Source organism: Geodermatophilus sp. SYSU D00965, from assembly GCF_054050075.1.
The window spans coordinates 1-22,269 of the sequence record NZ_JBJGYQ010000039.1 but is presented as its reverse complement, the minus strand read 5'-3'; the positions used below and the strand labels follow the sequence as shown (position 1 = coordinate 22,269).

The following is a 22,269-nucleotide window of genomic DNA, read 5'->3' as shown; positions in this document are numbered from 1 at the left end:
CGCCGACGGCACCGCGCCGCGGGGCGGGCGGCGCGGGCGCCGCCGGCGTCCCCCCGGCGGCGGGGGCGGGCGGGCGCCCGCGCCCCCCCCCCCCCCCCCCCCCGCGGGCGGTCAGTAGTCGCCGCAGAACTCGTCGTCGTAGTCGTCGTGCTCGTCGTGCTCGTCGTACTCGTCGTAGTCCGAACAGTCGTCGTACGCGTCGAAGTGACTGTCCTCGCTCTCCTCCCAGTCACTGCCCCAGTCGTCGCCGTGGTCGTCGTCGTACATGGTGCACTCCCTCGTTCCAGGCCCGGGAACCCGTTTCCCGTGTGGTGCCTGGAAAAGAGGATGGCGAACGCGCGGAATGGTCGACACCGAGCAGACCCCCGCAATTCCGGAGGCGGTCACCCCGTTCCCGAGTGGGGTCCGCCCTCCCCGTCGGCGGGGGTCACCGGCGACCGGGCGACGTCCCCGTGCCGGCGCGCACGAGCTCGGCCGCCTCCCGCTCGAGGGCACCGGCGAGCACGTCCAGGTCCTCGACCACGGCGGGATCGGCGACCAGCCCGAAGCCCAGCCGGTCGGCGACCGAGACCACGGCGACCCGGAGGGCGTGGTGCTGGGCGACCTCGGCGAGCGAGTGGACGGCGCCGACCCGCGCGCCGAGGACGGTGACCTCCCGCTCAGGGCCCCGGACGTTGGACACGTTGAGCGCGAAGGCGCGGCCGCAGCGCTGCAGTCGCTGCGACCAGCCGGCCAGGCGCGGCGAGCAGCGGGCCATCCGCTGCATCAGCTCGTCCAGCTCCTGGGCGTCGGAACGCGCCTTGCGCAGCGCCGTCTCCGCCCGGACGGCGGTCAGCCGCGCCACGAGGTCGGGCTCGTCCACGGGGAGGTCCACCCGGAAGTACGAGTCGCGGTTGCCGGCCGAGTCGCCGTCGTGGTGGAGGGTCACCGGCACCTTGACGCGCAGCCCGTGGAGCGGCCCGGCACCGTGCTCGAGCCACCGGCGCAGGGCGCCCGCGACGACGGCGAGCACCGCGTCGTTCACCGTCGCGCCGGCCAGCCCGCGGGCGGCGTCGCGCAGGGCGGACAGCGAGGTCCCCGCGAACGCGACCGCGCGGCCGCGTCCGACCCGCGCGTCGAACGGGGAGCGGCGCACGCCGGGCAGGAGCTCGCCGGTCAGGACGCCGGCGAGGGCGTGGCGCCCCGGCACCTGCCCGGGCGACCCCGGCACGGCGGCGGCCCCGGTCGGCCCCGGGTCGGCGACGGCCGGCCCCGGGCGGGGGACGGCGGCGGGCCGGTCGGCCGCCGTCCGCGGCGCGGGGTCCCACAGGACGTCGTGGGCCAGGCGCATCAGCGTCGTGCCGTCGGCCAGGGCGTGGTGCACCCGCCACACCAGGACCGCTTCCCCGCCCTCCAGCGGCCCGACCAGGTCCATCCGCCACAGCGGCCGGCGCCGGTCGAGGTGCTCGACGAACAACCGCGCCACCTCGGTGCGCACCCCTGCCGGGTCGAGCGGGGCGGCCGCGACGACGGCACCGACGTGCGCGGCGACGTCCATCGCCTCGTCGGGAGCCCACACCGGCTCCTCGGCCGGACCGGCCAGCCGCCAGGTCAGCCGCGGCGCGTCCGGCAGCCTGCGGGTCACCGCGTCGCGCAGCTCGCCCAGGGTCGGCGCACCCGCCGGCAGGCGGACCACCGTGCACGTGTGGCCGACCAGTTCCGGACCCTCGAGGGCCAGGATCGCCCGGTCCTCGGCGGTCAGTGGGACCTGCACGCGGGCAGCCTGCCGGGTCGACGACGGCCCGGACAACCGCCTCCGCGGTCCCGGCGGGACACCGGCCGGGTCCGGGACCGGGCGTGTCCGAACCCCTCCCCTCCGCGCGCCGGGCGTCCCTACCGTGGGTCCGTCCGGTCCACGGGACGGCCCCGGTGGGGAGCACGGTCGGTGATCCGCAGGCCCACACCGCCGCGCAGCGCCGCGGCACCACTCGCCCTGCTGGTCGCCGTGCTGCCTGCGTGCGCCCCGCCCGTGGCCGCCCCCGCTGCGCCGCTGACCGGCCTGCACGGCTGCCCCGGGGCCGGCCCGGTCGTCGGGGTGTTCACCGGGCAGGCCCCGAGCCCGTCGCCGGCGGACAGCCCCGCGGTCGTGGGCCACGACACCTGGGCCCTGCACGTCGACGGCAGCACCCGGCCGCTGACCGACGACGGGGTCCACCTCGGCGCCGTCATCAGCCCCGACGGGCGGTCGGTGTACTCCCTGCGCAGCAGCGGCCGTGTGCAGGCTGACGCCCCCGAGACGCCGGGCGTCGTCGAACGACTGGACCTCCTCACCGGCGAGGTCACCGAGGTGGCCCGGCTGCCCGGCACCGTCGACCTGGGGATCTCCGGCGACGGCCGCTCCCTGGCGGCGGCGCACACCGTCGAGCCGCACCCCGACACCGGGCTCGACGTCAACAGCGTGACGGTGGTGGACCTGACCTCGCTCCGGGCCGACGCCCCGCTGCCGCGCGCCGCCGACGTCGACCCGCACCTGTTCAGCGCCGTTGCCGAGGTGGCGCTCAGCCCCGACGGCGGCCGGGTGGCCTACGCCCTGGCCGTCGAGGTGCGGCCCGGCACCGTCGTGAACACGCTGCGCATCCGCGACCGGGGCTCCGGCGCGGACACCGTCGTCCACACCGCGCCCGGGACCGACTTCGTGTCCGACGTCGACTGGTCCGCCGACGGGACGACGGTGCTCGCGGCGATCCGGCACCAGCGGCCGACCGACACCGCGGAGGACCCGGCCCGGTTCCAGGTGCTCCGGGTCGACGTCGCCACCGGGCGCACGACGCTCGAGGAGGGCTTCACCCCGGACGTCGCACCGCTCACCGCCGACGGCAGCCGCCTGCTGGGCATCGCGGCCCCGGACACCGAGGCGGACCCGGGCGCCTCCGCGCTGATCGCCTGGGACCGCGCGCGGCAGCCGAGCCGGGTCGAGTCGCTCCCCGCCGTCGGTGCGGGCATCTCCGTCGCCTCGTGCAGCTACCGGTGAGGACGCCGATGACAGCCCGAGCACGCGCCCTGGCCGTCGGACTGGCCCTCACCGTGGGTCTCGGCCTGCTGACCCCGGCCCCGGCCCCGGCAGCGGCGGCGTCCGTCCGGCTGCTGGTGTGGGACTTCAACGCGTGCGACCAGTTCGGGCGGGGCAACGCCGCCTGCGACGTGACCCCCACCCAGCGGGCGAGCGCCATCGCGCGGAGCATCACCGCCGCACCGGGGTCCCCGAACGTGGTCACCCTGCAGGAGGTGTGCCGGTCGACCGTCGACATGGTCGTCGCCGCGCTGCCGCCGACGTGGGTCTGGTCCTTCTCCGCCACGTTCACCACGACCGACACGCGCTGCCAGTCGGTGGACCGCACCTGGGGGCTGGCCGTGCTGGTGAAGAGCGACGTCCTGGACGGCTCCTCGGCCTCCGTTCTCGGGGTGGAGGCGAGCGGCGAGCGCCGGACGCTGCTGTGCGTCGACGGCCGGGTGGGCGTCCCGCTGCGCACCTGCACGACCCACCTGACCGCCACCTCGCAGGCGACGGCGGCGGCCCAGGCCACCGCGGCGGCCCGGCTGGTCGACGGGTGGGTCGCCGCCGGCCGCACGGTCGTCGTCGGCGGCGACCTCAACCTCGACGTCCGGCGGTGCGGTGACGCCGCCGTCGGCATCGGCCTGCGCCCCTGGTACTCCGGCCGCTTCGGCGCGGGCGCGGCCCGCTGCTACCGCGGCACCGGGTCGATGTCCGAGGTGGACCGCTACCGGCCGGGCGGGGACGGCGTCCACGACGAGGCCACCTACGCCACGGCGAAGCTCGACTACGTCTTCGGGGACCGGCGGCACGTGGACCCGCGCCTGGACGGCGACGCCACCGGCTCCGCGGTCTCCGACCACGACCCGCTGCGGGGGGTCATGACCGCGCACGACGGGTCCCCGTGCGACGGGACCGCGTGCTCCCCCGGGCCGGTCGGCTGAGGGCCCGGGCCGCCCCCTGGGCTCCGCGACCTGCGCCACCGCCGCGGACCAGCACCCACGCCCGGACCGTCGCCACCGCCAGGCCGCCGAGCGCAGCGACGACCAGCACGACGGCGACCCCGGGCGCGGACAGGACCAGCTGCCAGGCGGTGAACGTCCGCCCGGTGCCCGCACGCAGGGCCGCCGGGAGGCCGGCGAGCAGCACCGCCGGGAGGACGGCCGGGACGAGACGGAGCGCGGTCGCCCACCGGGGCCGGGCCCGCCGACGCGCCGCCCAGGCCGGTCCCCGCAGCACGCCCCGCACCACGGCGGCCACCGTGACGAGCAGGACGGCGGCCAGCACTCCCGCGGTCAGCCCCGTGCTGCGGACGCCGGGCGCCGGCGCACCGGTGAGCAGCGCCGCCAGGCCCCGCTCGACGGCGGCGGTGTCGGCCAGCGCGCTGTTGCCGTCGTAGAGCAGGGCGAAGCCGACGTCGGTGCCCGGCAGCAGCACCTGCTGGGCGGAGAAGGTGGACAGCACCCCGGTGTGCTCGAGCCGCGCCGGGCCGGGGCCGTCCACCACCTGCCAGCCCATGGCGTACCCGCCGGGGACGCCGCCGGGCGGGGTGTGGCTGAGCCCGAGCAGCGCCGGCGACAGCAGCGCCCGTCCGTCCGGCGTCCGTCCGGTCGTCTGGAACCGCAGCCAGCGCGCCATGTCCCCTGCCGTCGTGACCACCCCGCCGGAGCCGGCGAGCAGCCCGTCGAGCTCGTCGCGGGCCACGGGGCAGCCGAACAGCAGCACCGAGCCGCGGGCCAGTCCGGGCAGCCGCGCGCCGGCCGCGGCCGTCGCCACCGAGACGGTGCGGGTCATGCCGAGCGGCCCGAAGACGTGCTCGTCGAGGTAGCCCGCCAGGGACGCCCCGCTGACGACCTCCACCAGCCGGCCGAGCACCTGGTAGTTCAGGTCGGAGTAGGAGAACCGCGTGCCCGGCTCGCCCGTCAGGCGGGCGGTGCGCAGCAGCGCCACCCGGGTGCGCAGGTCGGCGGCCCCGTCGTCGACGATCCCGGGGTAGCCGGCGTCGGTGAGCCCGCTGGTCTGGTTGAGCAGGTGCCGGACGGTCACCCGCGCGGCCACCGCCGCGTCCTGCGAGGCGAACTCCGGCAGCACGGCCCGGACCGGTGCGTCGAGGTCGACCCGCCCGGCCTGGACCAGCTGCAGCACGGCCACGGCGGTGAACGACTTGCTCAGCGAGGCGACCCGGAACCGGGTGCGGGGCGTGACGGCGCCGCCGCGGCCGTCGTCCCCGACCCCGGCGACGAGCGTCGTGCGGTCGCCGTCCACCACCGCCGCGGCCACGCCCGGCAGCCGGGTGCTGCGCAGCGCGCCCTCGAGGTAGCCGGTGAGGCCCGCCGCGTCCACCGCGAGGGGCTGCGCGACGGCGGCGGGAGCGGCGCCCACCAGCACGACCGACGCGACCAGGGTCCCGACCAGCAGCCCGGACCGGACCGGGGTCGGACGTCGGCTCGCTATGGCGCCCCCTCCGAGCCAGCGTCCCACCCGGACCGCCCGCGAGGGACGGCTGCGGAACCCGCGCGTCCTCGTTCCCCGGCGCCCGCCGGCGGGTCGACGATCCCCCCTGTCCCCGTCGCGCAGCGGAGGAGGCAGCCGTGAGGACGACGTCGCGCTCCCGGCCGGGAGACCGGACCGAGCCGGCCGCACCCGCAGGGAACCGGGTACCCCCGATCACCGCCGCGGCCCTCGCCCGCCAGGTGGCGGACGTCCTCGGTGACGTGCCGCGGTTCCTCGCCGCGCCGGTGCGGCGGCGCCGGCACCGCACCTGGGGTGCCACGGAGGAGGAGGTCGCCGCCGCGATGCCCGGCGACGACCTGTTCCCCTCCGCCCAGTACCGCTGCACCCGCGCGATCACCGTCGCGGCGCCGCCCGACGAGGTGTGGCCGTGGCTGGTCCAGGTCGGCTACGGGCGCGGCGGCTGGTACGCCGACGACCTGCTCGACGACTTCGCCCGCCCCAGCGCCCGGGAGATCGTCCCCGAGCTGCAGGACCTGCACGTCGGGCAGCGGCTGGCGTTCGTCCCGAGACCGTCGGAGCGGACGGCGTTCCGCGTCGACGGCTTCGTCGTCCCGGAGTGGCTGCTGTGGCGGACGCCGAACCGCTCGTGGGCGTGGCGCCTGCGCCCACTCCCCGGCGGGCGGACCCGGCTGGTCACCCGCCTGCACACCGTCTACGAGTGGCGCCGGCCGCTGGTCCTGGTCACGGTGCTGCTGATGGAGGTCGGGGACTACCCGATGATGCGGCGGATGCTGCTCAACATCCGGGACCGCGCCGAGGCCGAGCACCGCCGCCGGGCACGCAGCGCCGCCGCGGGAGCTGCCGTCGGGAGGTGAGCCCCCGCGTCCCGCGCCGCACCGGCGCCGCCTCAGGGCAGGGGCACCGCCGTCGCGCGGCGGCGTTCCTCGAGCACGGCGTCCGCCCCGGTCGCCGCGGCCACGGTGGCGCCGCCGGCGATGGCCTGCCGCCACGCGGTCTCCCGCCGGTCGACCGCGCGGGTCAGCTCGATCACGGCGTCGAGGTGCTCCCGCGGGACGACGACGATCCCGCTGGCGTCCCCGCGGACCACGTCGCCGGGGTGCACGGCGACCCCGCCCACCTGCACCGGGACGTTGATCGCACCGGGCCCCTCGTTGGACCCCGTGGCGGGGTGCGCGTTGCGGGCGAAGGTCGGCACGCCGATCGCGTCGATGCCGTCGATGTCGCGCACCGCGCCGTCGACGACGATGCCCACGACGCCCCGCTGCGCCAGCGCCCCGGTGAGGATGTCGCCGAGGATCGCGGCGTCGGCCCGGCCTCCACCGTCGACGGCGAGCACGTCCCCGGGCCGGGTCACCTCGGGCACCGTGAGCATGAACAGGATGTCCCCGGGCCGGGTCCACACCGTGACCGCGGGGCCGCAGAACTCCGCTCCCCCGGCGAGCCGGCGCAGCCCCGGGCCGACCACGCCGACCGGCCCGCCGCAGTCGGCGATCTGGGTCGTGGGGAACCCGGCCAGGGCGGCGACCGCCGCGGCCGGCGGGCGCTCGACCGTCTCCTCGACCGTCCACTGCCGGGCGTGCGTCTTGCTCACGCCGCGGCCTCCGGCCGCGCCTTGGTGCGGGTCTGCGGGGCGAGCGGCCCCTCGGCGGAGCTGGTCATCGTCGATCCGTCCTCCCGTCGCGCTCGCCGGCCCGGACGCGGGACGGCCCCCGGCCGCCGGCCGGGTGCCCAGGAGACCGTCGATGCCACCTGCACCGCAAGACGCGCCGCGCCGCGGACGCGCCGACCAGGGACCTTCGTGCTGCACAGCCGGGAGCGAGGGTCCTGGACCGTGTCCGGCAGCGGTCCCAGACTGGGACGGCAGCCGGCGGTCAGGAGGCACGGGGTGGATCTCGGCATCGATCTGGGCACCGCCAACACGGTCGTCAGCGACCTCCGCCGCGGCATCGTCTACGACCAACCGACCGTGATGCTGCTGCGCCGCGGCGGCGCCCGCCGCGAACGGGTGCTCGCCATCGGCCGGGAGGCCGCCGACCTGCTCGGTCGCGCCCCGGCCCGGTTCGCCGCCGTCCGGCCGCTCAACGACGGCGTGGTCACCGACCTGGAGACCGCCCGGCTGTACCTGCGCCTGGTCCTGCAGAAGGCCGGACGGCGGGCGTGGGCCCCGGTCCGCGCCGTGATCGGCGTCCCCGTCGGGTCGACCGCGCTGGAGCACCGCGCGCTGCTCGAGGCCGCCGAGGAGGCCGGCATCCGCCCGGTGACGGCGCTGGACGAGTCGATCGCGGGCGCGGTCGGCTGCGGCGTCGACCCGCTGGAGCGGCGGGTGCACATGGTCGTGGACGTCGGGGGTGGCACCGCCGAGGCGGTGGCGTTCTGCTTCGGCGGGGTGCTCGCGCACCGGACCAGCAAGCTGGGCGGCGACGAGATGACGACGGCGGTCTCCCGGTACCTGCGCGAGCAGCACCAGCTGCACGTCGGCGAGCTGGAGGCCGAGCAGCTCAAGATCGGCTCCGGGACGGAGGACGACGGCCCGCTGGTCGTGCAGGGCCGCGACGCCGCCACCGGCCGGCCGCGGCTGGCGACGGTGCAGGGGGCCGAGGTGGCCGACGCGGTGCGGCCGATCACCGACGAGATCGTCCGGACGCTGAGCGCCTGCCTCGACGACCTCCCGCCGCAGGCGATCGCCGACGTGCTGGCCGAGGGTGTGCTGCTGTTCGGCGGGTCCTCGCTGGTCCCGGGTTTCGCGCCGGAGCTGGAACGGGCGCTCGGCCTCCCGGTCAAGCTCGCCGAGGACCCCCTGACCTGCGTGGCCGAGGGCGCCGCGCGGGCGCTGCGCAACCGCCCGCTGCTGGCCGCCTACGGCCGGAGCTGACGGCTCAGGGCGTCTGCACCGGGCCGGTGGCGGCGACGTCGGCCCGGTGCTCGAGGTAGTGCCGCAGGCCGTCGGCCACCACGGTCTTCGCGGTGTTCCCGCCCGTCCCGGGGCCCTGCACCATCGCGGTCACCACGATCTCCGGGGCGTCGGCCGGGGCCGCCGCGGTCAGCCAGTTGTCGTACTCGCCCTCGGGCAGGCCGCCGTCCTGCGCCGTGCCGGTCTTCGCGCTCACCGGCGCGGGCTGGTCGGCGAGCCGGACGGCGGTGCCGCTGGTCACGGCCGCGCGCATCCCCTCCCGCACCGGCCCCAGCTCGGCGGCGAAGGGCACCGGCGTCGGGGCCGGTGCGGGCAGCGCGGTGTACGGAGCGCCCTCGGTGCCGACCGCCAGGCCCAGCCGCGGGGTGACCAGGTTCCCGGTGGCGACGGCGCCGGTCCACCGGGCGTTCTGCAGCGGGGTGACCTGGAGCGGGCCCTGGCCGATGCCGAGGATGACGGTGGACCCGCCGTACCAGGTGCCCCCGCCGGCCTCGACCGACTCCGGCGTCCCGAGGTAGCCGGCGGACTCGCCGGGGAGGTCGATGCCGGTGGGCTGCCCCACCCCGAGCGCCCGGGCGGTGTCGATGATCGCCTCGGGCCCCAGCGCCACGGCGAGCTTGTAGAAGTAGACGTCGTTGGACATGGCGATCGAGTCGACCAGGTCCATCGGCCCCATCGGCTTCCAGTTGCCGAAGGTGTGGCCGCCGTAGGTGAAGCTGCCCCCGGTGGGGATGGCCCGGTACGGCGCGAAGACCGGGTGGGCCTGGTTGGCCGCGGCCACGACCAGCTTGAACGTCGACCCGGGGGGCGCGACCGCCTGCGTGACGTGCTCGAGCATCGGCGACCCCGGGGCGTCGGCCAGCGCCTGCAGCGCACCGGCGTCCACCGGTGGCCCGTAGACGTTGTTGTCGAACGACGGGGTGCTGGCGATGGCGAGGACCTGCCCCGACCGGGGGTCCATCGCGACGGCGGCGCCGATCCGGCCCCGCGGGTGCGGCTGCGCGCGCACGGCCTCGGCGAGGCGGGCGTCGAGCACCTGCTGCAGGCCCAGGTCGAGCGAGAGCCGCAGGTCGGCGCCGGGGACGGGGTCCTGCCGCTCGCCGAGGGCGACCGGCACGCCGGTCGGGTCGACGTACAGGCACTGCCGCCCGTCGACGCCGCGCAGCACCGCGTCGTACTGCTGCTCGAGGCCGGCGCGGCCGACGAACTCCCCGGACGGCAGGCCGGGCCAGCGCTGCTCGTCCTCGGGCGTGGCCACCCCCACGAAGCCGAGCACCGGGCCCAGCAGCGCGCCCTGGGGGTAGGCGCGACGCGGCTCGGGGACGACGAGCACGCCGGTGATCCCGGCCGCGGTGACCGCGTCGCCGGTCGCGCGCGGGACGTCGGCCACCGGGAGGGACAGCGTGGTGCCCTCCGCGGAACCGAGCTGCGCGGCGAGCTCGTCGCGCGGCCGGCCGGTCAGGTCGGCGAGGCGGTCGACGTCGGCGGGCCGGCCGCGCAGCAGGGCGGGCACCACGAGCACCCGGTCCACGCCGCTGCCGACGTCGGCGGCGTCCACGGCCAGGGGCGCGTCGTGCCGGTCGGTGATCGCGCCGCGGGGCGCGGGCAGCCGGATGCAGCGCGTCATCTGCTCGTCCCCGACGAGCTGGAGGTCCCGGCCCTGGGTGGTCTGCAGCTGCCACCCGTAGAACCCGAAGGAGAGCAGCAGCAGCGACAGGCCGGCCGCGGTCAGCCGGACCAGCCGCGGGCGCGGGTTGTACCGGCCGGGCAGCGCCCACAGCCGCCGCCGCGCGCCGTCCCGGCGGACGGCCAGCACGACCCCGATCGCGGCCAGGTGCACGACCAGCGCGGTGCCGCCGTAGCTCAGCAGCGGGAACGGGACGCCGGCCAGCGGCAGCAGCCCGAGGTTGGCCCCCACCGAGACGACGATCTCGATGCCCATGAGGATCGCCAGGCCGCCGCCCACGAGCGCGCCGTGCGGCGTGCGCGACGCCCGGCTGGCCAGGGCGAGCCGCCACACCAGGACGATCCCGGCGAGCACCGCCCCGGCGCCGGCCACCAGTCCCCACTGCCCGACCAGGCTGGCCAGCGCCAGGTCGGTGTCCCGCTCGGGCAGGTACTGGGCGCGCAGCAGGCGCAACGGGTCGTCGGTCCGCCCGAACAGCCCGCCCGAGCCGACCGCGATGTGCGCCTGCCGCAGCGCCCAGCCCGACCCGGTCGGCGACTCGTGCGCGCCCACCAGGAAGGACCCGAGGCGCTGGAGCTGGTAGGGCCGCAGCAGGCTGATCATCAGCGGCGCGGCGATCGCCCCCGCGGCGACCAGCGGCAGCAGGAACCGCGCCGGCACGCGCCCGATGACCAGCATCGACGCGGCCAGGACGACGAGCAGCGTCGTGGTGCTGAGGTCGGGCTGGAGCAGGGTGAGGCCGATGGGCACCACGGCGAGCAGCACCGCCGCGGCGAAGCGCTGCCACGCGGGCCGGCCCGAGCCGAGCACGGCGGCGAGGACGAGCAGCAGCCCGAGCTTGGCCAGCTCGGAGGGCTGGAAGGTCAGCGAGCCGATCGCGATCCACCGGGTGGCGCCGTTCGCGGACAGGCCCACGGTGAGGACGCCGACCAGCAGGACGACGGCCGCGGCGTAGGCGGCCCAGCCCAGCACGCCGAGGTACCGCACCCGGATCCGCCAGAACACCGCGAGGGCGAGCACCCCGCCGGCGGCGATCAGCGCCTGTCGCGCCGCGAGCCCGGGAGCCCCCACCAGGTACAGGTTGACCAGCCCGAGCCCGACCAGCACGAGCGCGGCCACGACGGCGAGCAGGTCGAACGCGCCGCTGCGGAGGTCCCTGCGCCGTTCGCGGGTGCTGCGGCGGCGGCCGGACGCCTCCGGCGGCGGCCCGGCCGGCTCGGCGACCGGCAGTGCGTTCCGCCTGATCGGCAGTGCGTTCCGCCTGATCGGCAGGGCCTTCCGCCTGATCGGCAGGGCCTTCCGCCTGATCGGCATGGCGTCACCCGGCCCGCGGGTCGGGGAGGCACGAACCGGCGAACACCGGCGGCGAGGCCGCCACCGCGGGCTGCTCGGTGACGGCGACCACCGCCGCGGCCGCGACCGCGGGGAGCGCGACCGTGCCGACGGCCTCGGCCCGCTCCGCGCCGGCCGGCACGGTCACGGTCCCGCCCGGCGCGGTCTGCGCGGCGCTCGTGCAGCGGTCGACCACCTGGTAGGACCAGGTCACCACCTGCGGATCGGGGGCCGGGGCGAGCCGGACCAGCAGGCGCACGCTGCAGGGCGCGCCCGGCGTGCAGGCGTCGAGGGGCCGCAGGTCGACCCCGGTCACCGCGCCGGCCGCGGGTGGTGCCGGCGGCACGACCGGCGGGCCGTCGGGCTCCGGCTCGGTGGACGGCGGGGCCCCGCTGCGCCCGGCGTCCAGGAGCAGGGCGACGTCGGTGGCGATGTCGTCGCGCAGGACGGCGACCTCGACCGCGACCACCGCGCCGAGGACGAGGACCGACAGCAGCCACGCGCCGATCCGCCGCCGCGCGGTGCGGGACCCCCCGGTCGCAGCCTTCGTCGCCGGGGCCTCCCGGCCCTCGGGAGAGGCGACCCGCGCCGGTCCCGCTCCCCCGCCGGAGGCTCCTCTGCCGGCCGCCGTCCCGCCGACCGCCCGCACCAGCGCGGCCAGCTCGGCGCGGACGGCCCCGCGGTCGAGCGCGGCGGCCGCCTCCCCGAGCGTCCGCGCGACGGCGGGGACGCCGGCGACCCGCAGGTCGGCTCCCGCCCGCTCCAGCCGGGTCAGCAGCTGCTCGGCCGCCGGGTCCACCGGGCGGCCGCGGACCCGCGCGGCACCCCCGAGGTCCGCGAGGACCACCGCGACCGCGGGGCCGCCCGCCGGCGGTCCGCCGTCCGCGGCGGTGCGCAGCGCCACCCGCCCGTCGGTGCCGACGACGACCTCACCGGCCAGGACCGGCTCGCCACCGGGGTCGGGCTCCTCTCCCCGCGCCGCCTCGGCCAGCACCCCCGCCGCGAGCTCGAGGGCCTGCGACGGCGTGAGCCGGGCCAGGCTGGTCAGGCGGGTCAGCGGCACGCCGTCCCGGGGGGCCGGCGGACCGGCCGGCCGCGGCTCGCGGGGCCTCGGGAGAGCGGAGAGGTCGGGGGGCTCGGACGCGAGCCCGGACTCGGAGTGCCCGGTCGCCCGGTCCGTCAGGTCCGTCACCGACCGCCACCCCCGCCCGACCGCCGCTGTCTGGGCACTTCCCCGTGACTCGTCTGTGCAGATGCTGGGCCGCGGGAACGCCGATGTCACGACGTTCCCGCGTGGTCCGCCAGAAGACGGCCCGCCACCGATCCCGCGCCAGGGAGGCCGGCCCGGCACCAGGGCCGGTGTGCCCTGTCCGGGCTGGACAACGTCCGCAGTTCCCACCGACCAAGGGCCCCGACGGACCTCGGACCCTGTGGCCGCGGCACCGGGGCGGCCCACGCTGGACGGTCACCGGACGTCGGGCAGGAGGTCGGGACCCGTGAGCGAGCCGCACTCCGTCGCCACCGCGCTCGAGGCCGGGCTACCCGGGACCGTCACCTGGCTCGACGACCGGGGCGCCGCCGACCCGGCCCGGGCCGGCGGCAAGGGGGCGGGCCTGGCCCGCCTGCGGCAGGCCGGGCTGCCGGTGCCCGACGGCTTCGTCGTCGACGCCGAGGCCTACCGGCGGTTCGTGGCGGTGTCCGGCCTGGCCCCGGTCGTCGACTCGGCGACCACCGGCCTCGACGGGGAGGACCCCGACGCGCTGGCCGCTGCGTCGGCCCGACTGCGCGAGGCCTTCGCGGCCGCGCCGGTGCCCGAGGAGCTCGCCGGGCCGATCGTCGCTGCCTGGCGCCGGCTGGGCGCCGACGCGGTGGCGGTGCGCTCCTCGGCCACCACGGAGGACCAGCCCGGAGCCAGTTCGGCCGGCCAGCAGGACACGGTGCTCGACGTCGCCGGCGCCGACTCGGTGGTGGCCGCGGTCCGGCGCTGCTGGTCGTCGGTGTGGACGGCCCGTGCCCTGGCCTACCGGGCACGGCAGGGCACGCCCGACGCGGCGGCCGCTGTCGCCGTCGTCGTCCAGCGGATGGTGGCCGCCGACGTGGCCGGGGTGCTGTTCACCGCCGACCCGCTCACCGGACGCCGCGACCACGTCGTCGTGGAGGCCGTGCGCGGGCTGGGTGAGGCCCTGGTGAGCGGGCGGGTGACCCCGCAGCGGTGGGTGGTGGACGCGGGCACGGGCGCCGTGCTCAGCGGGCCGGACGGCGAGCGCCCGCTGCTCGACGACGCGCGCCTGCGCGAGCTGGTCGCCCTGGGGCTGCGCGCGGCCGCGCCGGCCGGCACGCCGCAGGACGTGGAGTGGGCCGTCGCCGGCGGGCGCTGCTGGCTGCTCCAGTCGCGGCCGGTCACCACCCTGTTCCCGCTGCCGCCCGGGCCGCCGGCCGGACCGGGGCTGCGGGTGTACATCCCGCTGACCCTCGCGGCGCAGGGCGTGGCCGAGCCCATGACCCCCGCCGGGAACGCCGCCTTCACCGGACTGGTCACCGCGGTGTCGTCCCTGTGGTCGCTGCGCCGCCGGCCGCGCCGGGAGGCACCGCCCTGGGTGTCCCAGGTGGCCGGCCGCCTCTTCTACGACATCACCCCGGTGCTGGCCTCCCCCCGGCTGGGCCGCAACCTGGCCGACCGGATGGCGCTGAAGGACCCCGCCACCGCCGCGGTCCTGCGCGAGTGGCTCGACCGGGAGGGACACCGGCTCGCGCGACCCCGCGGCGCGGCCCTGCCGGCCGGGGTGACCTGGTGGGTGGCGCGGGAGGTCCCCGGGCTCGTGGCCGCGGCCGCGGCCCCGGCGCGGGCACGCCGGCGGCTGCTCGCCCGCGCGGAGGACGACGTGCGCCGGGTCCGCGACGAGGCCGCGACCCTGACCGGACCGCGCGAGCAGGCGGAGTACGTCCTCGCGACGCTGCCGCAGCGGACGCTCGACGTGGCCTGGGCCCAGCTGCCGCCGGTGTACGTCGGACTGCTGGCCGGCGCGCTCGCCGCGCAGCTGTGCGAGCGGTGGCTGGGCACGTCCGCAGGGCTCGAGCCGGTGCGCCGCTGGCTGCCCCACGACCCCACGCTGGCGATGGGCACCGCGCTGGCCCGGCTGGCGCGGACCAGCGCCCGGACCGGGACCGAGCCGTCGGCGGCCATGCCGGGCATGGCGGAGTTCCTCGCCGCCTACGGGCACCGGGCGCCGGACCGGGAGATCGACCTGGGGCTGCCGCGCTTCACCGACGACCCGGCCTACGTGGTGGACCTGGTCCGCGGCTACCTCGCCGCGGGCGACCCGGCCGCGCTGGTCGACCGGCGGCTGCGCGGCACCGAGCAGGCCGAGGCCGCCGTGCGCGAGCTGGTCGCCGCCGTCCGCCGCGACCGAGGGCCGGTGCGCGCCCGGCTGCTCGGCGCGGTGCTCGACCGGTACCGGGCCCTGGGCGGGCTGCGGGAGCGGCCGAAGTTCGACCTGGTGCGGGTGCTCGCCGTGGCCCGGGGCGTGCTGCAGCAGGTCGGCGCGGGGCTGGTCGCGGCGGGCCGGCTCGACGCGGCCGACGACGTCTTCTTCCTCGACCCGGCCGACCTGCGTGCCGGGGTGGAGGGGACGGCGCCGGACCTGCGCGAGCGTGCGGCCCGCCGGCGGGACGAGTACGAGCGCGAGCTCGGCCGGCGGGTGGTCCCGCTGCTGCTCACCAGCGACGGCGAGACCGTCTACGGCCCGACCGCCCTCCCCGAGAGCACCCCCGGGACGCTGCGCGGCACCGGGGTGTCCCCGGGCGTGCACGAGGGCGTCGTCCGGGTCCTGGACTCCCCCGTCGGCGCCGCGCTGACCGCCGGCGAGGTGCTCGTCGCCGCCAGCACCGACCCGGGCTGGACGCCGCTGTTCCAGCTCGCCGGGGCCCTGGTGATGGAGGTCGGCGGAGTCGTCTCGCACGGCGCGATCGTGGCCCGCGAGTACGGCATCCCCGCCGTGGCCACGGTGCCCGACGCGACCCGGCGGCTGCGCACCGGCCAGCGGGTCCGGGTGGACGGCGGCGCGGGATCGGTCACGGTGCTGGACGGCCCCTGAGCCGCCCGGAGCGACCTGTCGACGACGCGCCGAGAACCACCGCAGCCGCGGGCGGCTGCGGGACGAGCGGAGGTCAGCCCGGCTCGGGGCCGGTCCCCGCGCTGCGCAGCGTCGTCAACCGCCTGCGGTACTCGGTCTCGTCGATCTCGCCGCGGGCGAACCGGTCGGCGAGCAGGTGCTCGGCCGTCTGCGGCGGAGGCGAGGAGGTCGGAGGCGAGGAGGTCCCGCCGGGCGGCCGCACCGCACGGGCCACCAGCGCGGCGACCAGGGCGAGCAGGACCAGGCCGCTGAGCGTGGTGACCACCCAGCCCCAGCCGCTCATCGGACTCCAGCCGTACCAGCTCATCACCGGGACCATCTCCTCGACCAGCCGGACCGCGGTCGTCTGCGCGGCTGCGGTCGGCTGCCGATGCTCCGCGCCCGGCCCTCGCCGCGCGCCGGACGGAGGTCCCGTTCCGGGGAGCCCCTTCGGCCCCGGTCGCGCGCCGCGCGGTGCCCGGCGCACATCGGGAGGCCGCGCGCGAGCCGGGCAGGGACCGAGGTCCCGGCCCGATGCGCCCGGCGACCCTGGGGCCGCTCCGGCCCGCTCCCTACCGTCCGACCCAGCCCCCCGCCACCCACGCCTGAGGAGGCGCCCGATGACGGAGGCCTCGACGACCGGGGCCGCGCAGCCCGCGGTCCGGGTCCTGGTGACCGCGGCGAGCCGCCACGGCTCCACCCACGAGATCGCCGAGGAGCTGGCCCGCGTCCTCACCGGCCGGTCTGCCGCGGGGAACCCGGACGTCGTCGCCTCCGCCGTCCCGGCCGAGCACCGCCCCGACCCATCGGCGTTCGACGCGGTGGTCCTCGGCAGCGCCGTCTACGCCGGGCGCTGGCAGGAGGCGGCCCGGGACCTGGCCACCGCGCACCTCACCGTGCTGCGCGGCCGGCCGGTGTGGCTGTTCTCCAGCGGCCCGATCGGCCCTCCGCCGTTCCCGCCGGACGCGCCGCACGACGCCGGCACGCTCACCGCGATGCTCGGCCCCCGCGGGCACCGGGTCTTCCCCGGCCGCCTCGACCCGTCCCTGCTCTCCTTCGGGGAGCGGGCCGTGGTGACGGCCATGCGGGCGCCGGTCGGCGACTTCCGCGACTGGGCGGCCGTCCGTGCCTGGGCCGGCGAGATCGGCTCGGCGCTCGGCGGTCGGTCCAGCCCGGTGTCGCCGGCCGGGGCCGCGGGCTGAGAGCCCGGGCCGCGACGATCCCCTGACCCGCGGCCGGCCCGAGGTCCGGGACCGGACGGAGGAGGCGCAGCAGCGATGACCGACACCCGGGACACGTCGTCCACCGAGATCCGGACCTCGCCGGGCACGAAGCTCAGCAACGCCGGCCACGCCAACGTGACCTTCGAGGTGGACGAGATCGACCCGATCCACCGCAGCGGGTGGAGCGTGCTGGTCCGCGGGCTCGCCGAGGAGGTGACCGACGCCCACGGACCCGACCTCGTGCGGCGCACCCACGACGTCGGCGTCACTCCCTGGGCTCCTGGCGAGCACGGTCACTGGCTGCGGCTGATCCCCCACCACGTCACCGGGCGGCGCGTCGTGCCGGGCGAGCTGCCCCCGGCGGTCGACCCCCGGGCCTACCTCTGAGCAGCTGAGCAGCCCCGGGACGAGGGGCCCGGCGTCCCGGGACCTCGGCCACTCCCCCACTCCGGGACCCCGGCGGAGGCTGGCCACCGACCCGGTCGGCCGGCCGCCGGCCACCGGGACACCCCGAGGAGGACGACGTGGACGAGGCCAAGACCTGGACGGTCTCGATCGAGATCGACGAGCACGACGGGCACACCCGCGCGGTGGCCCGGCTGCAGACGGGGGACAACGACCGGCTGACCGGCGTCGGCCTCGCCCGGCTGGACCCCGCCGATCGTGACGTCCCCGTGATCGGCGACGAGATCGCCGTCGCGCGGGCGTTGTCGGACCTCAGCCACCGGTTGCTGCAGACCGCGACCGAGGACGTCGAGCAGTCCACCGGGACGCCGGCCCACCTCGTCATGTGACGGCCGGCGGCGGTCGGGAGTCCGGACCGCCCGCGCGCTCCGCTACGCCGGCAGCCGGCAGGCCCCGCGCAGCGCGGCCAGCCCGTCGGGGGTGCCCGGCCAGTGCCGCTCGACCGCGTCCGGGCCGGCGTGGCGGACCACCGAGCGCAGCACGAGGGCGACCACGATCGCGTCGTCGGCGTGGCCGAGCACCGGCACGAAGTCCGGCACCAGGTCGATCGGCACCAGCAGGTAGGCCAGCAGCAGCCACAACCGCACCCGGACCCCGCGCGGCAGGGTGCCGTCGGCGGCCAGCCGGCGCACCAGCCGCAGCACGTCGGGCAGCAGCCGCAGCAGTTCCCGTGCGCTCATGTCGTCGGGGCGGTGGGTCCACAGGACCGCCATCAGCACCAGCCAGCACAGCAGCAGACCGCCTGCCACCCCGACCAGCGTCCACGCCCAGCCCGGCATGCCGCCGCCCTCTCCTCGTCCCCCGCCCGACCCCGAGCATGACACCGGAGCGGCACGGGCAGCCCGGCGCCCCGGTTCAGTCGAGCTCGACCGGCGCCCCGCCGAAGGCCAGCACGCTGACGACCCAGTACGCCGCGTAGAGCGCCAGCAGGACGACGCCGTGCCACCGCCGGAGCCGGCCGGTGGACAGGAAGTACGCGGCGAGCCCGGTGAGGACCACCAGCGCGGGCAGGTGCCACGCGAGCACGTCCGGGCCGACGACGATGCCCCCGGCCAGCAGCGTCGTGCCGAGCTTCCCGGTGACCGAGAAGACGACGCTGCCGATGACGTTGCCGACCCCGATCTCCGGCACGCCCTTGCGGAAGGGCTCCACCGTCAGGAAGAGGTCCTCCAGGGTCAGCACGGCGGTGACGATCGTCGCGCCGAACACCGTGCCCTCGAGCCCGTAGGTCGACAGGATCCCCTCGGTGCCGAGGCTGGTGGTCGCCGCGCCGACGACCAGCCCGGCGAGGGCGAGCACTGCCACCCCGAGGTGGGCCCACCCGGGCATCGGGCGCGCCGTGGCGAAGGGCAGGTCGTCGACGACCTGCCGCTCGAGGCCGGGGCCGGCCCAGGCCCCTGCCCCGTCGCGCCGGTCGGTCCCCCGCGGCACGGGCGGCGCGGCCCCGCCCGGTCCGCCGACACCGGCGGCCTCGAGCACCTCCTCGTCCCGGAAGACCGGCACGCTCCGTCGACACTCCCGGGCGACGACGTAGCCGACGAAGAGCGCGAACAGGCCCAGGAGCACCACGCCGTCGGCCACGGACAGCGGAGCGCTCAGCGTGAACCCGACCATCACCAGGGGCGCGACGGCGAGCAGGACCAGGTAGTCCCGCGGGACGTCGATGCGGCTGGGCCGCAGGATCGCCGCGAGCGCCAGGACCACGCCGGTGAACGACAGCGCCGTCCCGAACACCACGCCGAGCGCGACGCCGCTGAGGTCCTCCAGGTTCAGCGCGACGCCGAGGGTGATGTCGTCGAACTCGATCCCGGTGAAGACGATGGCGAGCAGGAACAGCGGGACCCGCAGACCCCGCGCGGCCCCGACGAGGTGGGCGATGAGCTTCTCGGCGCTCACGATGAGCAGCGTCACGCCGGAGACGAAGACGAAGACCGACGTCATGGCCGGGCCCCGGTCAGCCGCAGGGGCGCCTCGGGCCGCCGCGGGACCGGCGCGGTGTCCGGGCCCGCCTCCTCGGCCGCGGCCACGGCGTCGGCCACGAGCGCGTGGTCGGGCGACAGGACGCAGACCGGGTCGGTCCGGGCGGCGTCGCCGGTGAGCGCGAACGCCTGGCAGCGGCAGCCGCCGAAGTCGACCTCGCGGCGGTCGCAGCCGCGGCACGGCTCGGGCATCCAGTCGGTGCCGCGGAAGCGCCGGAACAGCGGCGACTCCGCCCAGATCCAGGCCAGCGGGTGCTCCCGCACGCTGGCCCGCGGCAGCGGCAGGTCGTGCGCCGTCGGGCACGGCAGCACGTCGCCGGTGGGCACCACGGTGAGCTGCCGGCGTCCCCAGCCGCCCATGCACGGCTTCGGGTACCGGCCGAAGTAGTCGGGCAGCACGTAGACGACCTCCGTGCGCCCGGCCAGCCGGTCGCGGGCCGCCCGCACCACGGCCTCGGCGCGCTCGACCTGGGCCCGGCTGGGCAGGAGCGCGCGGCGGTTGCGCAGGGCCCAGCCGTAGTACTGCGTGTTGGCCAGCTCCAGCCGGTCGGCGCCCAGCTCCTCGGCCAGGGCGAGGACCCGGTCGACCCGGTCGAGGTTGTGCCGGTGGAGGACGACGTTGAGGGTGAGCGGCCAGCCCAGCGACTTCACCAGCCGGGCCGCCGCCAGCTTCCGCCCGAACGAGGGCACCCCGGCGAGGCGGTCCGACAGCGCCGCCTCGTCGGCCTGCAGGCTGATCTGCACGTGGTCGAGCCCGGCGGCGCGCAGCTGCCCCGCGCGGTGCGGGGTGAGGCCGAGCGCGCTGGTGATCAGGTTCGTGTACAGGCCCAGGCCGGCCGCGGTGCGGACGATCTCGGCCAGGTCGCGGCGCAGCAGCGGCTCGCCGCCGGAGAGGTGCAGCTGGAGCACCCCGAGCTCCCGGGCCTCGGTGAGCACCCGCTGCCACTCCGCCGTCGACAGCTCGTCGCGGTAGGCGGCCAGCTCGAGCGGGTTGGAGCAGTACGGGCAGTGCAGCGGGCAGCCGTAGGTCAGCTCGGCCAGCAGCCCGAACGGCGGCTCGACGTCGCTAGCCACGGTGCAGCTCCACGCAGCGCCGGGCGGCGAGGCGGTCGAGGAAGCCGCGCACCTCGTCGTCGTCCACCCGGTCGTACCGGTCGCGCAGCGCGGCGACGACCTCGGCGACGGTCCGGGTGCCGTCGCACAGCCGCAGGACGGCCGCCGCCGTGGCGTTGAGGACCGACACCGCCTCCGGCGTCAGCAGCACGTCCCGCCGCCGGGCCGCGTCGAACGTCAGCCGGACGTGCGGCGCCAGCCGCGGCCGGTCGGTGGCGTCAGCGGTCGGGGAAGGCCCGGTCGATGGCATCGAGCATGCTCCACAGGACGTCGCACTTGAACGACAGCGCGGCCACCGCGGCCGCCTGCTGGTCGGGGGTCCGGCACTGCCGGGTCACGATCTCCAGGGCGTGCTCGGAGTCGCGCGGGGCCTGGGTCAGCCGGGCCCGGAAGTAGGTCAGCCCGGCGGGGTCGATCCAGGTGTAGTGGCGCTCGAAGGCGGCCAGGCGGTCGGCCATGAGGTCCGGCGCGAACAGCTCGGTGAGCGAGGAGGCCACCGCCTCGACCCACGGCCGGGTGCGCGCGAAGGTCACGTAGGCGTCGACGGCGAACCGCACGCCGGGGACGACGTGGCGCTCGTCCTCCACCTCCTCCCGGGCCAGCCCCACGGCCTCGGCCAGCCGCAGCCAGGCCTCGATGCCGCCCTCGCCGTCGACGGTGCCGTCGTGGTCGTGGATGCGCCGGATCCAGCGCCGGCGCACGGCGCGGTCGGGGCAGTTGGCGAGGATCGCGGCGTCCTTGCGCGGGATGGCCGCCTGGTAGGCGAACCGGTTGGCCACCCAGCCGCGGATCTGCCCGGGGTCCAGCCGTCCCTCGTTCATCCGCCGGGAGAAGGAGTGCTGGTCGTGGTAGCGCCGGGACTGGGCGCGCAGCGCGGCCACGAAGTCGCCGGTCGCCGGGTCCGTCGGCGTCTCCGTCACGGTCACTCAGACCTCCAGTTCCATGCCGTCCACCGCCACCTCCACGCCGTACTGCTCGAGCAGGCGCCGCTCGGGAGCGTCCTCGAGCAGGACCGGGTTGGTGTTGTTGACGTGCGTGTAGACCTTGCGCGCGATCGGCAGCGGCGCGAGCAGTTCGAGGCTGCCGCCCGGTCCGCTGATCGGCTGGTGCCCCATCTCGCGGGCGGTCCGGCTGCCGAGTCCGAGCCGGGCCAGCTCGTCGTCGGCCCAGCAGGTCCCGTCGACCAGCAGGCACGCGCAGTCGTCGAGCTCCTCGCGCACCGTCGCCAGGTCCTGCACGACCGGCAGGCAGACCAGCGTCCGGCCGCTGCGCTCGTCGGTCAGCCGGTAGCCGACGACCCGGCCCTCGCCGGTCCCGCCGCCGCCGAACCGCGCGCGCTTGGTCGTGGGGACGTCGAAGGCCCGGTAGGACAGCCCGCCGCCCAGCGGCACGTCCACCCCGGGGACCACCGGCCGCCACGTCACCGGGCAGTATGCCTCCAGCACGCGCAGCAGCCCGGTGCCCTCGCAGAGGGTGTCCCGCGTCGCCTCGGTCGCGTGGACGACCAGGTCCCGGCCCTCGCGCAGCAGCAGCAGGCCGAGGGTGGAGTCGAGCTCGGCGTCGGGGAGCAGCACCGCCTCCAGCGGCACCGCCCGGCTCCCGTCGGCGGGGTGCAGGGCGGGGAAGGCGGCGAACTGGGCGGGCACGTCGGGTGAGGCGCCGACCAGCGTCCAGCGCCGGCGGTCGGGGCTGACCGCGACCGACGACTGGGTGCGGGGGCGGGCGGGCCGGGACCCGTCGCGCACCGCCCGGCACGACGGGCAGGCGCAGTTCCACTGCGGGAACCCACCGCCCGCCGCCGAGCCCAGCACCCGCACCCACATGCCGATCGGCGTCCCCTCGTCGCGCTCCGGAGTGGAGGGGGGGGGGGGGGGGGGGGGGGGGGGGGGGGCGCGGGCCCGCCGCGGGGGGGGCGGGGGGTGGGTGCGCGCGGCGGCCTCC

21 protein-coding genes are annotated in these 22,269 nt (G+C 77.6%); 8 read left to right on the top strand and 13 right to left on the bottom strand.

Features of this window, described 5'->3' with window-relative positions:
- Positions 1–111: 111 nt before the first annotated feature.
- Both ACI789_RS23775 and ACI789_RS23770 read right to left on the bottom strand, forming a co-directional pair.
- Positions 112–267 carry a hypothetical protein gene (locus ACI789_RS23775; protein ID WP_457012022.1) on the bottom strand — a complete coding sequence of 52 codons (156 nt, stop codon included), beginning with the start codon at positions 265–267 and terminating at the stop codon, positions 112–114.
- Positions 268–427: 160 nt separating this feature from the next.
- Positions 428–1,753, bottom strand: coding sequence for a wax ester/triacylglycerol synthase domain-containing protein (locus ACI789_RS23770; protein WP_457012021.1), 1,326 nt, complete (start codon positions 1,751–1,753; stop codon positions 428–430).
- 171 nt (positions 1,754–1,924) lie between these two features.
- Here ACI789_RS23770 and ACI789_RS23765 point away from each other — a divergent pair, with 171 nt between their 5' ends.
- Both ACI789_RS23765 and ACI789_RS23760 read left to right on the top strand, forming a co-directional pair.
- Positions 1,925–3,010: a hypothetical protein gene (locus ACI789_RS23765; protein ID WP_457012020.1), complete on the top strand. Its 1,086-nt coding sequence runs from the start codon at positions 1,925–1,927 to the stop codon at positions 3,008–3,010.
- Positions 3,011–3,018: 8 nt separating this feature from the next.
- On the top strand, positions 3,019–3,975 hold the full coding sequence (locus tag ACI789_RS23760) for an endonuclease/exonuclease/phosphatase family protein (protein WP_457012019.1): 957 nt from the start codon (positions 3,019–3,021) through the stop codon (positions 3,973–3,975).
- On the opposite strand, the gene ACI789_RS23755 is transcribed toward ACI789_RS23760, so the two are convergent.
- The gene (locus ACI789_RS23755; RefSeq protein ID WP_457012018.1) at positions 3,911–5,413 is read right to left on the bottom strand and encodes a serine hydrolase domain-containing protein; all 1,503 of its coding nucleotides are present in this window, start codon (positions 5,411–5,413) and stop codon (positions 3,911–3,913) included. The genes ACI789_RS23760 and ACI789_RS23755 overlap by 65 nt on opposite strands.
- Before the next feature lie 209 nt (positions 5,414–5,622).
- Here ACI789_RS23755 and ACI789_RS23750 point away from each other — a divergent pair, with 209 nt between their 5' ends.
- A complete protein-coding gene (locus ACI789_RS23750; RefSeq protein WP_457012017.1) occupies positions 5,623–6,360 on the top strand; it encodes a hypothetical protein in 738 nt (245 codons plus the stop codon).
- 32 nt (positions 6,361–6,392) lie between these two features.
- On the opposite strand, the gene ACI789_RS23745 is transcribed toward ACI789_RS23750, so the two are convergent.
- The gene (locus ACI789_RS23745; RefSeq protein ID WP_457012016.1) at positions 6,393–7,097 is read right to left on the bottom strand and encodes an RraA family protein; all 705 of its coding nucleotides are present in this window, start codon (positions 7,095–7,097) and stop codon (positions 6,393–6,395) included.
- A 294-nt stretch (positions 7,098–7,391) separates the two neighbouring features.
- Here ACI789_RS23745 and ACI789_RS23740 point away from each other — a divergent pair, with 294 nt between their 5' ends.
- Entirely contained in the window at positions 7,392–8,378 is a 987-nt protein-coding gene (locus tag ACI789_RS23740) for a rod shape-determining protein (RefSeq protein WP_457012015.1), read from the top strand.
- A 4-nt stretch (positions 8,379–8,382) separates the two neighbouring features.
- Here the strand turns inward: ACI789_RS23740 and ACI789_RS23735 are convergent, their stop codons facing one another.
- Complete coding sequence (locus ACI789_RS23735) at positions 8,383–11,418, bottom strand: FtsW/RodA/SpoVE family cell cycle protein (protein WP_457012014.1); 3,036 nt, start codon at positions 11,416–11,418, stop codon at positions 8,383–8,385.
- Between the two features lie 4 nt (positions 11,419–11,422).
- Positions 11,423–12,499, bottom strand: a complete 1,077-nt coding sequence (locus ACI789_RS23730) for a hypothetical protein (RefSeq protein WP_457012013.1) — start codon at positions 12,497–12,499, stop codon at positions 11,423–11,425.
- A gap of 433 nt (positions 12,500–12,932) precedes the next feature.
- On the opposite strand from ACI789_RS23730, the gene ACI789_RS23725 reads away from it, so the two are divergent.
- On the top strand, positions 12,933–15,530 hold the full coding sequence (locus ACI789_RS23725; protein ID WP_457012012.1) for a PEP/pyruvate-binding domain-containing protein: 2,598 nt from the start codon (positions 12,933–12,935) through the stop codon (positions 15,528–15,530).
- Between the two features lie 73 nt (positions 15,531–15,603).
- On the opposite strand, the gene ACI789_RS23720 is transcribed toward ACI789_RS23725, so the two are convergent.
- The gene (locus tag ACI789_RS23720; RefSeq protein ID WP_457012011.1) at positions 15,604–15,876 is read right to left on the bottom strand and encodes an SHOCT domain-containing protein; all 273 of its coding nucleotides are present in this window, start codon (positions 15,874–15,876) and stop codon (positions 15,604–15,606) included.
- Between the two features lie 292 nt (positions 15,877–16,168).
- On the opposite strand from ACI789_RS23720, the gene ACI789_RS23715 reads away from it, so the two are divergent.
- The 3 genes from ACI789_RS23715 (at position 16,169) to ACI789_RS23705 (ending at position 17,565) form a co-directional block, all read left to right on the top strand.
- Positions 16,169–16,750, top strand: a complete 582-nt coding sequence (locus ACI789_RS23715; RefSeq protein ID WP_457012010.1) for a flavodoxin domain-containing protein — start codon at positions 16,169–16,171, stop codon at positions 16,748–16,750.
- A gap of 75 nt (positions 16,751–16,825) precedes the next feature.
- Positions 16,826–17,158: a pyridoxamine 5'-phosphate oxidase family protein gene (locus ACI789_RS23710; RefSeq protein ID WP_457012009.1), complete on the top strand. Its 333-nt coding sequence runs from the start codon at positions 16,826–16,828 to the stop codon at positions 17,156–17,158.
- Between the two features lie 137 nt (positions 17,159–17,295).
- The gene (locus ACI789_RS23705; RefSeq protein ID WP_457012008.1) at positions 17,296–17,565 is read left to right on the top strand and encodes a DUF1876 domain-containing protein; all 270 of its coding nucleotides are present in this window, start codon (positions 17,296–17,298) and stop codon (positions 17,563–17,565) included.
- A gap of 42 nt (positions 17,566–17,607) precedes the next feature.
- Here ACI789_RS23705 and ACI789_RS23700 read toward each other — a convergent pair whose 3' ends face one another.
- The 6 genes from ACI789_RS23700 to pqqB form a co-directional block, all read right to left on the bottom strand.
- On the bottom strand, positions 17,608–18,015 hold the full coding sequence (locus tag ACI789_RS23700; RefSeq protein ID WP_457012007.1) for a YkvA family protein: 408 nt from the start codon (positions 18,013–18,015) through the stop codon (positions 17,608–17,610).
- A 76-nt stretch (positions 18,016–18,091) separates the two neighbouring features.
- Complete coding sequence (locus tag ACI789_RS23695) at positions 18,092–19,177, bottom strand: sodium:calcium antiporter (RefSeq protein ID WP_457012006.1); 1,086 nt, start codon at positions 19,175–19,177, stop codon at positions 18,092–18,094.
- Positions 19,174–20,289, bottom strand: a complete 1,116-nt coding sequence (pqqE, locus tag ACI789_RS23690; RefSeq protein ID WP_457012005.1) for a pyrroloquinoline quinone biosynthesis protein PqqE — start codon at positions 20,287–20,289, stop codon at positions 19,174–19,176. The genes ACI789_RS23695 and pqqE overlap by 4 nt, the downstream gene beginning before the upstream one ends.
- Complete coding sequence (pqqD, locus tag ACI789_RS23685) at positions 20,282–20,578, bottom strand: pyrroloquinoline quinone biosynthesis peptide chaperone PqqD (RefSeq protein WP_457012004.1); 297 nt, start codon at positions 20,576–20,578, stop codon at positions 20,282–20,284. Before pqqD ends, pqqE begins: the two co-directional genes overlap by 8 nt.
- Positions 20,547–21,254, bottom strand: a complete 708-nt coding sequence (gene pqqC / locus ACI789_RS23680; protein WP_457012003.1) for a pyrroloquinoline-quinone synthase PqqC — start codon at positions 21,252–21,254, stop codon at positions 20,547–20,549. Before pqqC ends, pqqD begins: the two co-directional genes overlap by 32 nt.
- Positions 21,255–22,151, bottom strand: a complete 897-nt coding sequence (gene pqqB, locus ACI789_RS23675) for a pyrroloquinoline quinone biosynthesis protein PqqB (RefSeq protein WP_457012002.1) — start codon at positions 22,149–22,151, stop codon at positions 21,255–21,257.
- Positions 22,152–22,269: the final 118 nt, after the last annotated feature.

Coding starts and splice junctions, on each gene's coding strand:
- ACI789_RS23710 (WP_457012009.1), top strand. CDS start 16,826: ATGACCGACACCCGGGACACGTCGTCCACCGAGATCCGGACCTCGCCG.
- ACI789_RS23775 (WP_457012022.1), bottom strand. CDS start 267: ATGTACGACGACGACCACGGCGACGACTGGGGCAGTGACTGGGAGGAG.
- pqqD (WP_457012004.1), bottom strand. CDS start 20,578: ATGCCATCGACCGGGCCTTCCCCGACCGCTGACGCCACCGACCGGCCG.
- ACI789_RS23695 (WP_457012006.1), bottom strand. CDS start 19,177: ATGACGTCGGTCTTCGTCTTCGTCTCCGGCGTGACGCTGCTCATCGTG.
- ACI789_RS23735 (WP_457012014.1), bottom strand. CDS start 11,418: ATGCCGATCAGGCGGAAGGCCCTGCCGATCAGGCGGAAGGCCCTGCCG.
- ACI789_RS23700 (WP_457012007.1), bottom strand. CDS start 18,015: ATGCCGGGCTGGGCGTGGACGCTGGTCGGGGTGGCAGGCGGTCTGCTG.
- pqqB (WP_457012002.1), bottom strand. CDS start 22,151: ATGTGGGTGCGGGTGCTGGGCTCGGCGGCGGGCGGTGGGTTCCCGCAG.
- ACI789_RS23760 (WP_457012019.1), top strand. CDS start 3,019: ATGACAGCCCGAGCACGCGCCCTGGCCGTCGGACTGGCCCTCACCGTG.
- ACI789_RS23715 (WP_457012010.1), top strand. CDS start 16,169: ATGACGGAGGCCTCGACGACCGGGGCCGCGCAGCCCGCGGTCCGGGTC.
- ACI789_RS23720 (WP_457012011.1), bottom strand. CDS start 15,876: ATGAGCTGGTACGGCTGGAGTCCGATGAGCGGCTGGGGCTGGGTGGTC.